At 66.0% G+C, this 12,418-nt stretch carries 10 protein-coding genes; 5 read left to right on the forward strand and 5 right to left on the reverse strand.

Going from position 1 to position 12,418, the window contains the following annotated elements; genetic code table 11:
* The first annotated feature begins 14 nt into the window (after positions 1 to 14).
* A complete protein-coding gene (locus ACODS4_RS07565) occupies positions 15 to 677 on the forward strand; it encodes a glutathione S-transferase family protein (RefSeq protein WP_488862277.1) in 663 nt (220 codons plus the stop codon).
* 83 nt (positions 678 to 760) lie between these two features.
* Here the strand turns inward: ACODS4_RS07565 and ACODS4_RS07570 are convergent, their stop codons facing one another.
* Complete coding sequence (locus ACODS4_RS07570; RefSeq protein WP_488862279.1) at positions 761 to 1,837, reverse strand: transglycosylase SLT domain-containing protein; 1,077 nt, start codon at positions 1,835 to 1,837, stop codon at positions 761 to 763.
* A gap of 85 nt (positions 1,838 to 1,922) precedes the next feature.
* On the reverse strand, positions 1,923 to 2,456 hold the full coding sequence (locus tag ACODS4_RS07575) for a hypothetical protein (protein WP_488862281.1): 534 nt from the start codon (positions 2,454 to 2,456) through the stop codon (positions 1,923 to 1,925).
* A gap of 348 nt (positions 2,457 to 2,804) precedes the next feature.
* Between ACODS4_RS07575 and ACODS4_RS07580 the strand changes: the two genes are divergently transcribed.
* Entirely contained in the window at positions 2,805 to 4,604 is a 1,800-nt protein-coding gene (locus ACODS4_RS07580; RefSeq protein WP_488862283.1) for an acyl-CoA dehydrogenase, read from the forward strand.
* 45 nt (positions 4,605 to 4,649) lie between these two features.
* Here ACODS4_RS07580 and ACODS4_RS07585 read toward each other — a convergent pair whose 3' ends face one another.
* Both ACODS4_RS07585 and ACODS4_RS07590 read right to left on the reverse strand, forming a co-directional pair.
* Positions 4,650 to 5,393, reverse strand: a complete 744-nt coding sequence (locus tag ACODS4_RS07585; protein ID WP_488862285.1) for a glycosyltransferase family 2 protein — start codon at positions 5,391 to 5,393, stop codon at positions 4,650 to 4,652.
* 201 nt (positions 5,394 to 5,594) lie between these two features.
* Positions 5,595 to 6,497, reverse strand: coding sequence for a LysR substrate-binding domain-containing protein (locus ACODS4_RS07590; protein WP_488862287.1), 903 nt, complete (start codon positions 6,495 to 6,497; stop codon positions 5,595 to 5,597).
* A gap of 90 nt (positions 6,498 to 6,587) precedes the next feature.
* On the opposite strand from ACODS4_RS07590, the gene ACODS4_RS07595 reads away from it, so the two are divergent.
* The 3 genes from ACODS4_RS07595 to ACODS4_RS07605 all read left to right on the forward strand — a co-directional run bounded on the left by ACODS4_RS07595 (position 6,588) and on the right by ACODS4_RS07605 (position 11,077).
* Positions 6,588 to 7,667, forward strand: coding sequence for a tartrate dehydrogenase (locus ACODS4_RS07595; RefSeq protein ID WP_488862289.1), 1,080 nt, complete (start codon positions 6,588 to 6,590; stop codon positions 7,665 to 7,667).
* A gap of 33 nt (positions 7,668 to 7,700) precedes the next feature.
* Positions 7,701 to 8,720: a TRAP transporter substrate-binding protein gene (locus tag ACODS4_RS07600; RefSeq protein WP_488862291.1), complete on the forward strand. Its 1,020-nt coding sequence runs from the start codon at positions 7,701 to 7,703 to the stop codon at positions 8,718 to 8,720.
* Between the two features lie 422 nt (positions 8,721 to 9,142).
* Entirely contained in the window at positions 9,143 to 11,077 is a 1,935-nt protein-coding gene (locus ACODS4_RS07605) for a hypothetical protein (protein WP_488862293.1), read from the forward strand.
* On the opposite strand, the gene ACODS4_RS07610 is transcribed toward ACODS4_RS07605, so the two are convergent.
* Positions 11,068 to 12,378: a hydroxyacid-oxoacid transhydrogenase gene (locus ACODS4_RS07610; protein ID WP_488862295.1), complete on the reverse strand. Its 1,311-nt coding sequence runs from the start codon at positions 12,376 to 12,378 to the stop codon at positions 11,068 to 11,070. The genes ACODS4_RS07605 and ACODS4_RS07610 overlap by 10 nt on opposite strands.
* Positions 12,379 to 12,418 lie beyond the last annotated feature (40 nt).

Consider the following 12,418-nt stretch of genomic DNA (forward strand, 5'->3'; position numbering starts at 1 on the left):
GCGAGCGTCCCATCATGATCGTTCTGCACGGTTCCGCCGGTTCTCCCTATGTCGCCCGCGTGCGGATGCAGGGCTACGCCAAGGGCATCGACATCGCGCTGCGTCCGGCCGCGCTCGGCACCCCGGAATTTCAGGCGATGAATCCCATCGGCAAGATGCCGGTTCTGGAGCACAACGGCTTCATCCTGCCGGAAAGCCTGATTATCTGCGAGTATCTCGAAGACCTACACCCCACCCCATCGATGCTGGGCGTCACCCCGCAGGAACGCGCGCTGGCCCGGCTGATCCCGCGCACGGTGGATCTCTATTGCGCCAGCCTGTTCAGCCTGCTGCGCGCCGCCTCCGATTCCAGCTTCAAAATCGAGGAGGCGACGGAGCGCGCCAGCCTGGACAAGGGCTTGAACGCGCTGGAGCATTTTCTCCAACCCACCGGCTACGCCGCGCGGGCGGACTTGTCGTTGGCCGATTGCGTGCTGGTTCCCTGGCTCTATTACGGCAACAAGCTGGCGGCCTTTGGTGACGACACCCTGTCGCGCTTCGCCAAGCTGTCCCGTTACATTGAGACGGTGGCCGACGACCCCATCGCCCAACGGGTGTGGGCGGAGATGGACGAGGCGTTCCGCGCCTTCATGACCAAATGGAAGGCGGAGCAGGAGGCCGCCGCCCAAAAAGACTGATCCAAGAAAGACTGACCCCAGAAGGACGGGCTGGGCGCCTTTGACCCGGCAGAGTCGGCGCCCATACCGGCAAAAGCTGCCGGTCAGGCCGCGACCTTGACCGTCGCGGCGGATGAGGCGGCGGCGGTCGACGCCGAGGTCACGGTGTTGACCAGACCGCCCGGCGTCGATTCCGACCCGACGACGCGGCCCAGCCCCAGACCAAAGCCGACGCTGACCCCGGCGTCGGCGGCCTGGTCGGTGCGCACCGGCTCGTCGCGCATGCGGCGGTGCTCCTTGTCGCGCGGGCGGGTCTGCTTGCCGTTGGCGCCGTCCACCTCGTCGGGGGTTTCCAGCGCGTTCAACGCCAAGACCTGATAGATCGACAGCGGCGTGCCGTTCAGCGCCTTGCTGGGCATCATCGGCACCTGGGTGGTGAAGCCGTCGGTCATGTCCTGCTTGCGCACCGCGTCGGTCGCGGCCTGGGCCGGGGCGAATTTGGCGACCGGGTTTTCCGAGAATTTCGAGGCGAAGCGGTCGTAAATCTCCTTCAACGACTTGCCCTTGCCCGTTTCCTTGTCGGTGAAGACGTTTTTGTTGGCCGCCGCCGCCTCTGGGAACAGATCGCGGGCGGAGCGGTTGGGATTCTCCTGCATCGCGTTGAGGAATTTGGAGGCGCCGCCCGCGCCCAGGAAATGCGCCATGTAGAGTTCGGTCGAGCCAATGTTGCCGTTCACCGTCTCTTCCAGATAATCCTTGTTGTCCTTGGTGAAGGCCGCCGCCATCAGGGCTGACGTGTTGGGATCCTTGCGCAAATCCAGGATCTCCTGCTTCATCGCAGGGTCGGCGACGTAAGGGCGTCCGTCGCTGCGGGTTTGGATGGCGTTGGCGTATTTGCCAAGGCCATACTCCGCGCCATGCTCCTTCATCGTCTGCAACCAGGTGCTGTCGATGAACTGGTACAGCCCGGTCGCCGAGGAGGAGGAGGACTTTACGTCCGTGCGATAGCCGCTCTCCACGGCAGCTTTTTCCATCAGATAGGAAAAATCGACCCCCGTCTTGGCGCTGGCGTTGCGCACCGCCGCCTCCACATTGGCCGGGCCGCGCGGGGCGTTGGCGGCCTGAGCGGCTTGGGCGGCGGCGGCGTTGCTGGACAGGCCAAGGGCGGAAGCGTAGGTCATCGGGCGATCCTCTCTCGCGGTCGATGATATCAATGCAGGGAGCGTGCCAATTTCCCGCCCGCCCCCCGCACGCAACCGCTCCGGCTTACAGGGACGCGCCGAACGTCACCGGCACCGGCTGCCACCAACTGTCCGTGACCCCGGAACCCTGATTGCTGATGCTCCACAGCGACAGGTTCGGACCAGGGCCGGGGTTGTTGTTGTTGGTCAACCACACCGACACGCCCGTGGTCTGCGGGCCGGGCGCGCAGGCCAGGCAATAGCCGCCCATCACGGTGGGAACCGGGAACCAGACCGAGGGCGTGCTGGACGACGGCGCGGCGGCGAGGGTGACATGGGCGGTCGCCGTGTCGCCGTTCAGGAAGCGCGCGCCGGTGTGGGTGGACAGCGAAATCAGATAAATCCCGGCCAGGGTCTGGCCGTTGTAGGTCGCGGTCTGCCCGGCGTCGGCCACCTGCCAATAGGCGCCGTTCGCCGCGCCCGACGTGGAGGACGCCATGGTCAGAGCGCCGGTCGACGGTTGAGCGACCAGGATCGACGACAGGTTTGATCCCGCCGTCAAGGATTGCAGAAGGATTTGCGAACCCGGCACGAACCCGGTGGTCACAGAGCTGGTCATGTCCGATTTCTCCTGACGAAACTGTGGGATGCGCGTTTCCGGCTACGCCTTTTGCGGGAAAATCCCGTGGCGGTCTCGGTAGAAACAAGCGTCGCTTTTGCAATTTCAGTTCGTCAAATGATTGTTTTAGTCAATTATAGTTATACATACGCAGGCGTTCCACCAAGGGGCGGGTTTGCCGCGCCGCGCGGCTTGCCGCCGGACGATCCCCGGCATAGCCTTCGCGTCAATCGTGACCAGACGCCGCGTCAACAGCGCCCCTCGCCAAACGCCATGCGATGCTGTATGTTGACGTATACGTCAATTAATCAACGCCACCAAATCAACACCCTGGGAGGCCGCGCCGCCATGAGTTCCTACACCGCTCCGGTCGATGATCTGCGCTTTGTCCTGAATCATGTGGTCGGGCTGGACGCCATCGCCGCTCTGCCGCATTGCGAATCGGCGGCCCCCGATCTGGTGGACGCGATTTTGGAAGAGGCCGGGAAATTCTCCTCCGGCGTGCTGGCCCCGCTGAACCGGGTGGGCGACAAGGAAGGCTCGCGTCTGGAAAACGGCGTCGTCCGCACCCCCGCCGGCTGGAAGGAGGCTTACAGCCAGTTCGCCGAGGCCGGGTGGAACAGCCTGCCGTTCGAGCCGGAGCATGGCGGCCAGGGCCTGCCCTGGACCGTCGCCTTCGCGGTGAACGAGATGTGGCAGTCGTCCAACCTCTCCTTTGGCCTGTGCCCGCTGCTGAATCAGGGCGCCGTCGATCTGCTGACCGAACACGCCAGCGCCGAGCAAAAGGCGCTCTATTTGCCCAAGATGATTTCGGGCGAGTGGACCGGCACGATGAATTTGACGGAGCCGCAGGCCGGATCCGACCTCGCCGCCGTCCGAACCCGCGCGGTGCGGGCCGAAAATGGGACCTACCGCATCACCGGCCAGAAGATCTTCATCACCTATGGCGAGCATGACCTGACGGACAACATCATCCATCTGGTGCTGGCCCGCCTGCCCGACGCCCCCGCCGGGATCAAGGGCATCAGCCTGTTCATCGTGCCGAAATTCCTGCCCAACGCCGATGGAACGCCGGGCCGCCGCAACGATCTGCGCTGCGCCAGCCTGGAGCACAAGCTGGGCATCATGGCCAGCCCGACCGCCGTCATGGCCTATGGCGACGAGGACGGGGCCGTCGGCTTCCTGGTCGGCCAGGAAAATCGCGGCATCGAATACATGTTCACCATGATGAACAACGCCCGCCTGGGCGTCGGCATCCAGGGCGTGGCGGTGGCCGAACGCGCCTACCAGCAGGCCCGCGATTACGCCAAGGCGCGGGTGCAAAGCAAGGATCTGGCCGACGCCAAGGGTTCGGCGGTGTCGATCATCAAGCACCCCGACGTCCGCCGCATGCTGCTGGACATGCGCGCCAAGACGGAGGCCGCGCGCGCCCTGGCGCTTTACGCCGGAACCCAGCTTGACGCCGCCCGCCACCACCCGGACGAGGCCGCGCGCGCGGCGGCCACCGCGCGGGTGGACGTGCTGACCCCCATCGTCAAGGCGTGGTCCACCGACATCGGTTGCGACGTGGCGTCCACCGGCGTGCAGATCCATGGCGGCATGGGCTTCATCGAGGAAACCGGCGCCGCCCAGCATTACCGCGACGCCCGCATCACCCCGATTTACGAGGGCACCAACGGCATCCACGCCAACGATCTGGCTTTCCGCAAGACCGGGCGCGACAAGGGCGCCTCGGCCAAGGCCTTCATCGCCGAGATGCGGGCGACGGCGGACTCCCTGGCCTCCGTCCCCGGCGACGACGTCGCGGTGATCCGGGCGGAGCTGTCGGCGGGTCTGGACGCGCTGGATACAGCGGTCGATTGGATCGTCGCCACCCAGGCCGAAGGCGACCTGCGCGGGGCCGCCGCCGGGGCGGTGGCCTATCTGAAGCTGTGGGGCAACGTGGCGGGCGGCTGGATGCTGGCCCGTTCGGCGGTCGCCGCGCTGGACGGCCTGCGCGCCCCCGGCGCCAACGCCCCCTTCCTGGAAACCAAGCTGATCGTCGCGCGTTTCTACGCCGAACAGATCCTGGCCCCGTCCCCCGCCCTGCTGCCGACCATCCGCAGCGCCCGCAACACCGTGATGGCGCTGAGCGAAGACCAGTTCTGACCACCGCAAATCCCTCTCCTCCCCTCGGGGGGGAGAGGGATCGCGTCAGGGCGCTGGCCGCGAAAGGGAAGCCAGCCGTTGGTTGAACGCGGCGGTCACAGCGTCGGGCGGCATATCCCCTGCCGTCAGAGCGGCCTCCGAACAGGGCGCTTGGAACTTTGCCCATTGCCGATCAAACGAATTTCCCGGACGCCAGACATAGACCGCCGTCTCGTTGCCCACATACCAACCGACCAGAATCTTGTCGGCCAAACGACGGTAAAAAGTGTCCTCGAAATTGCGCAGCGGGGGAAAGCCGCCGATGCGCGCGTGGGCGGCGCGGCGGATCGCGAAGGGGCCGATGGCGGCGGCGGAGATCGCCGGGATCCAACTTGGGTCGATGGGGCGGCTTGTGGTGAAGCGGGTGCAGACAAAATCAATGTTCGGCCGCTGGCCGAAGGCTCCGGCGCACACCGCCAGATGAGACGGCAGATATTGATCGTCGGCGTCCAGAAAGCACAGGATGTCTCCCGTCGCCTGAGCCGCCCCGGTGTTGCGGGCGCAGCCAGCCCCCTGGTTTTCCGTGTGATGCAGGACTCGAATCGGCAGGTCGGGCGCGTCGTGGGCCACCGCGATGGCCACGCTGTCGTCGGTGGAGCGATCATCGACGACGATCACGTCGCAGGCGCCGACAGCCCCTCTGTCACGGGCGAAGCGCACCGCCGCGCGGATGCTGGCCAGGGTGTCGCCGATGGTGTCGGCGGCGTTGTAGGCGGGCACGACGATGGTGAAGGAAAGCGACGCGGTCATGAAGGCTGCACTCTCGGTCCTGTTTGACGGATGCGTTGTTCCACAACCGAACACCGGCGTCGCGAACGAACCCCATCCGGTCGGATTATAGAACCCGCCGGCATCACCTCCAACGGCGATTTCAGAGCGCCGCCATCAACGCGCTGCGGCTGACCGGCCCGATTGGCCGCTGGTTCAACCGCGTCGCCGCCTTTTGATTCCTCACCCCAACGGCGCGCGCGCGAACCAGACGCTGAGAAAGCGGATGCAAGCGCGCAGCCGCCCGGACTGGTCGAGCCGTTGGGCGTAGAGCGCCGTCACGTCGGCGTCCTGCCGATAGGCGGGCAGCACATGCGTCAGCCGCCCGGCGCGCAAATCCGCCGCCACGTCCCAAATCGAGCGCAAAAACACCCCATGCCCGTCCACGCCCCACTGATGGACGACCTCGCCGTTGTTGGACGACAGGCCGGGCGGCGGCCTGACGCTCTCCACCCCGTTCGGCCCGCTCAAGCGCCAAACGCCGGACTGGTCGCGCTCGCGGATCACGATGCAGCGGTGGCGCGTCAAATCCGCCAGCGTGTCCGGCGCGCCCGCCGCCGCCAGATAGGACGGAGCGGCGCACAGCACCCGCCAATTGCGCGCCAGCGGCTTTGACAGCAGGTTCGGTTCGTGGACGCCGCCGACGCGGATGTCGACGTCGAAACCCTCCCCCACAATGTCCACCGGGCGATCCAGCAACTCCAGTTGGACGCCCAATTCGGGATGGACGCGCATCAGCTCCGACAAGGCCGGGGCCAGCCGGTTGCGGCCAAAGCCGGTGCTGCTGGCGATGCGCAGGACGCCGCGCGGCTGGTCGTGCGCCTTCATGATGACGTCCTGCATCTGGCCGACATCGTCCAGGATCTTCACCGACCATTGATGCAGGGTTTCGCCGTCGTCGGTCAGGCTGACGGCGCGGGTGGTGCGGTGGAACAGCCGGGTTTCCATCGCCGCCTCCAGAATCGCCACCCGTTTGCTGACCAGCGCGGGCGACACCCCCAGCGCGCGCGCCGCCGCCGCGAAACTGCCCGCGCGGATGATTTGGCAGAACAGATCCATGTCCTGCAACGTCAGCCGATTGTTCACGATACGTGAACTCCTTCTTCAGAAATCAGCCAATTGTGAACCAAAAACCGTTGCGGATACCATCAATCCATCCACCAAGGGAGGCATGGAGTGCCGCAACACACAATCGCGGTCATCCCCGGCGACGGCATCGGCGTCGAGGTGATGATCGAGGGCGTCCGCGTGGCCAAGGCCGCCGCCGCCAAACACGGGATCGAGCTGGTTTTTGAAGAGTTTGACTGGTCGTGCGCCGCCTATTACCAGCGCCACGGCAAGATGCTGCCCGACGATTGGTTCGAGCGGCTGAAGCCGTTCGACGCCATCCTGTTCGGCGCGGTCGGCTGGCCGGAGGTGGTGCCGGACCATATTTCGCTGTGGGGGTCGCTGCTCCAGTTCCGCCGGGGTTTTGACCAGTACGTCAACCTGCGCCCGGTGCGGTTGATGGAGGGGGTTCCGTCGCCGCTGGCCAACCGCAAGCCGGGCGACATCGACATGATGATCGTCCGGGAAAACACCGAGGGCGAATATTCCTCGGTCGGCGGGCGGATGTTCGAGGGGACCGACCGCGAATGCGTGATGCAGCAGTCGATCTTCACCCGCAAGGGGGTGGATCGGATTTTGACCTACGCCTTTGATCTGGCCCGGACGCGGGCGCGCAAGCACGTCACCTCCGCCACCAAATCCAACGGCATCGCCGTCAGCATGCCCTATTGGGACGAGCGGACGGAAGCGGTGGCGGCGGCCTATCCCGATGTGACGTGGGACAAGCAGCACATCGACATTCTGGCCGCGCGCTTCGTCCTGCACGCCGACCGCTTCGACGTGGTCGTCGCCTCCAATCTGTTCGGCGACATCCTGTCGGACCTTGGCCCGGCCTGCGCCGGGACCATCGGCATCGCGCCGTCGGCCAATCTGAACCCCGAACGGGCCTTCCCGTCGCTGTTCGAGCCGGTGCACGGCTCCGCCCCCGACATTGCGGGGAAGAACATCGCCAACCCGATCGGCATGATCTGGTCGGCGGCGATGATGCTGGATTTCCTGGGCGACGGGACCGGGGCGCACCGCGCCGCGCACGACGACATCCTGCGCGCCATCGAAACCACCCTGCGCGACGGCCCGCGCACCCGCGACCTGACCGGAACCGCCACCACCACCGAGGTCGGGGCCGCCATCGCCGCGCGGATCGCCTGACGCCACACCACAACAAACAGGGAGGACAACGCCATGACCAGCAAGGCCATGACCAAGAACCGCTTTTTCGCCGCGCTCCTGACCGGGGCGCTGCTGCTGGGCGGGAGCGTCGCAGCGTGGGCGCAGACGACGCCGATCATCATCAAGTTCAGCCATGTGGTGGCGGCGGACGCGCCCAAGGGCAAGGCCGCCCTTCAGTTCAAAAAACTGGTGGAGGAGCGATCCAACGGGCGGGTGAAGGTGGAGGTCTACCCCAACAGCCAGCTCTACAAGGACAAGGAGGAGTTGGAGGCCCTGCAACTGGGCGCGGTGCAGATGCTGGCCCCGACCATCAGCAAATTCGGCCCGCTGGGCGTGAAGGAGTTCGAGGTGCTCGACCTGCCCTATCTGTTCAAGGACATGGCCGAAGCCAAAAAGATCACCCAGGGGCCGGTCGGGCGCGACCTGCTGGCCAAGCTGGAGCCGAAGGGCATCGTCGGGCTGGCCTTTTGGGACAACTCGTTCAAGCAGATGACGGCGAACACGCCGATGAGGACGCCCGCCGATTTCAAAGGGTTGAAGCTGCGCATCCAGTCGTCCAAAGTCCTGGACGCGCAAATGCGCCAGATCGGCGCGTTGCCGCAGGTCATGGCCTTTTCCGAAGTCTATCAGGCCCTGCAAACCGGCGTGGTCGATGGGCAGGAAAACCCGATCACCAACATCTACACCCAGAAATTCCACGAGGTGCAAAAGCACATGACGCTGACCAACCACGGCTATCACGCCTATGTGGTCATCGCCAACAAGAAGTTCTGGAGCGAGTTGCCCGCTGACATTCAGGGCGTCTTGAACAACGCCATGGCCGAATCCTCCGCTTACTTCACCGATCTGGCGGCCAAGGACGACCTTGAGGCGCTGGAGGCCATCCGCCAATCCGGCAAAACCGCCATCCACACCCCCACCACCGAAGAAATGGCCGCCCTGCGCGCCGCCTTTCTGCCGGTCCACGACAAAATGAAGGACCGCTACGGCGACGCCGTGTTGACCGCGATCAACCGCGCCCTGGGCCGCTGATTCTGTCCAGCGGGAAGAGGGGCCGGACCTGGGGCGAATGGAACGTTTGAAACGCTGTGAAACAGTTTTCGGAGCTGGTGGACCGCTGGTGGACCGCCCCCCAATTTTGAGATTCTGCTAAAGTGTTGCGGCGGACGGACGCGGTGAACAGGACGGAAAAGCGGTCGTCGGCGAGCATGGGGAACTCCGGGCGGATATAGGGTATAATTCCTATATCGCCCGCGCGTCCCGAGCAACGATCCGCCAAAAATCCAGGCGTCCGCCACCCAGTCCCACACGCCGTTTCCCCTCTCCCCCCGGGGAGAGGGTCAGGGTGAGGGGGAACCCCCGCGTCCACTCGCGGGACAAACCTTGATGTTCCACGCCCGCAAGCGGGAGAACCCTGGCTTCTCCTCTCCCGCTTCGGGAGAGGGTGGCGCGCGGTGCCGGGTGAGGGGTTCGCGCATCCCGCAACATTCTGCCCCGCATCCCCCTCACCCATCCTCTCCCCGGGGGGAGAGGGGTTTTCTGGGGGGATTGGGCGCAAGGGCGCGAAACACGCGGCGCTTGTTGTTCCATCCATCCACATGGCACGATGCGCGCAGCCACAGCCGAAAACGCGCGTCACCATGCCGGAGTCTCTTCTCACCTTCGCTCAATCGCTTTGGTCGGCGCTGAACGCTGGGCCGGAGGTCGCCGCCGCGCTGCTGGCGGTGGGAAACGTCACGGGCAGCGGCCCGGCCAGCCTTGCGGTGGGCGGCGACGCGAACCACAGCACGCTCACCACCACCATCCACAACCACGGCCCGACCCCCGAACAGATCGCCGCCATTTTCGCCGGGATCCGCGACCTGTCCCCAGCCTCGGAGGCGCAAGCCGCCGCCGCGCTGTACGGCACGCTGAGCCGGGCGGCGCTGTCGTCCTTCTTCGCCATTCTGCGCGAACAGGAGGTTCCCCCCGAACAGCTCCCGGCCAAGCTGGCCGAAATCGCCCTGCGCCACCGCGAGGCGCTGGAGCGTCTGGACGCCCTGCGACTCGATTCGCCGGACGACCCGCAACGCCTGTCCGACGCCCGCGCCGCCATCGAACAGGGCGAATACGACCGCGCCGACCAACTCCTCGCCGCCATCGAAGAGGAGCAAGCCGCCGCCCACGCCAAGGCGCAAGCCAACGCCGACGCCCTCGCCCGCCGCCAAGCCGCCACCCGCGCCGAACGCGCGCGGTTGAGCGCCCTGCGTTTCGACCACCGCGCCGCCGCCGACCATTTCCTCGCCGCCGCCAATTTGCTGCCAGTTGGCGACACGGAGGCGCGCAGTGATTACCTCACCTCCTCCGCCGATGCCCTTCGGCAGCATGGCGATGAGCGCGGCGACAACAACGCTCTGCACGCTGCCATCACCCGCTTCCGTGAGGCTTTACCACCGCGCGACCGTTACCCTATCCTGTGGGCGCGCGTTCAGAACAATCTCGGAAACGCTCTATCAATCATCGGAGAGCGCGAGGGCAACAACGCTCACCTGCGGCAGGCCGTAGACGCCTACACAAAAGCTTTGCTCGAATGGACTCGTGATCGCGCTCCCCTTGATTGGGCTCTGACGAAGAACAATATGGGAAATGCCTTGCAGATCCTCGGGCAACGTGAGGACGACTGCACACAGTTGCGACAGGCTATAGACGCTTACACAAATGCCTTGCTCGAACGAACACGCGACCGTGCTCCCCTCGAATGGGCCGCAACTCAGAACAATCTTGGAAACGCCCACTCAATCCTTGGAACGCGCGAGAACGACAGTACGCGGTTACAGCAGGCTGTGGACGCCTACAGGAACGCCTTGCTCGAACGAACACGCGCCCGTGCTCCCCTTGAATGGGCCACAACGCAGAACAACCTCGGAAACGTTCTCCAAACTCTCGGACAACGCGAAAATGGTAGCGAACGGCTGCAACAAGCCGTGGACGCCTACTCAGATGCCTTGCTCGAACGAACACGTGACCGCGTTCCCCTCAATTGGGCCATGACCCAGAACAATCTCGGAGGCGTTCTCTCAATCCTCGGGAAACGCGAGGATGACAGCACACGGCTGCAACAAGCTGTGGACGCCTTCCAAAATGCCCTGCTTGAACGAACACGCGACCGTGTTCCTTTCAACTGGGCCGGAACGCAAACCAACATAGGCATCGCCTTGCAAGCCTTGGCCGAATTGACCCGTAACATAGACACCGCCAAGCAAGCCGTCACCGCCCACGAGGCGGCCCTGGAGATGTTCACCCGCCTGAACACCCCCTATTACATCACCCTCACGTCCAACAACCTCGCCCGCGCCCGCGCCACCCTCGCCAAGCTCGAAGGCGGCGCGGACTCGCCCCCTCACCAGTAACGCATCGCCGCCGCGTACAGCCCGCGCAGATCCTCGTCGGACACCGGGCGGGGGGCGATGGTCAGCAGGCGTTGTTGGGCGGACGCGCCCGTCACCAGACCGGGAATGTCGGCCTCGCCATAGCCCAGCGCCGACAGGCCGTTCGGCAGGCCGGTGGCGCGCATCATGGCGATCAGGCGGGTGGCGAGCAGGTCGCCGCCATCCTCCGGGCTGGCCCCGCGCGTGTCGGCCCCCAGCGCTTCGGCGGCGCGGAGATGGGCGGCGGGGGCGGCGGGGCCGGTGAAGCGGAAGGCGGCGGGGGCGTTCAGCACCACCGAAACACCGTGCGGCACCATCGGGTCCACCGCCTCGTAACCCGTGGCGGTGAAGCTGTGATTCATCCCGGCCACCGAATAGGACATGGCGTGCGGGATGTGAACGCCCGCGTTGCCGAAGGCCAGACCGGCCAGCGTCGCCGCGAACATCAGGGCGTCGCGCGCCTCGGCGTCGGTGGGGTCGTTGACGGCGCGCTCCAGCCAGAGGCCGCCCAGCCGGATCGCCTGAAGGCTGCCAATGTCCGACCAGGGATTCGCCCCCTGATAGGGCGGGCGCAGGGAGGCGTTCTCCGGCCGGGGGCGGGAGCGGTAGGGCCGCGCCGTGTGGCTTTCAATCGCGTGGGTCAGCACGTCGAATCCCGTCGCGGCGATGGCGCCGGGGGGCAGGCTGTCAATGGTGCGCGGATCGACCACCGCCAGCGTCGGGCGCAAATGGCGGGAGGAAATGCCGGTCTTCACCTGTTTTTCCACATGGTCGAAGATCGCCACGCCGGTGGTTTCGCTGCCGGTGCCGCAGGTGGTCGGGCAGGCGATGTGCGGTTTGACCGGGCCGGGGACCGGGCGGCCCTCCCCCAACGGCTTGTTGACGTAGGCCAGAAACTCCGCCGGGTGGGTGGCGTAGAGGTTGGCCGCCTTGGCGGTGTCGATCACCGACCCGCCGCCGATGGAGACGTAGCCGTCGAAAGCGCCGTCGGCGGCGAAGGCGGCGGCCTCCAGAAAGGACGCGCTGGTCGGCTCCACCCGGCAGGCGTCGAACACCGCCACGTCCAGCCCGGCGGCCTTCAAGGAGGCCAGACCCGCCGCGAAGGGGGCGGTCGCCGCCACGCGCGGATCGGTGAACAGCGCCACCCGCCGCATGCCCAACGCCTGGGCGTCGCCGCCCAATTCGGCCAGCATGCCGGGGCCGAACTTCATGCGCGCGGCCTCGACGGTGAAGCCGACCTCGCCGTTCGGGTCGATGGGGTAAGCGTCGGGTGCCGGGGCCATCGCGGATGCTCCTGTCTTGCGCCAAGCGGGTCTTGCCGCC

This window comes from Azospirillum sp. FG154 (assembly GCF_057809575.1).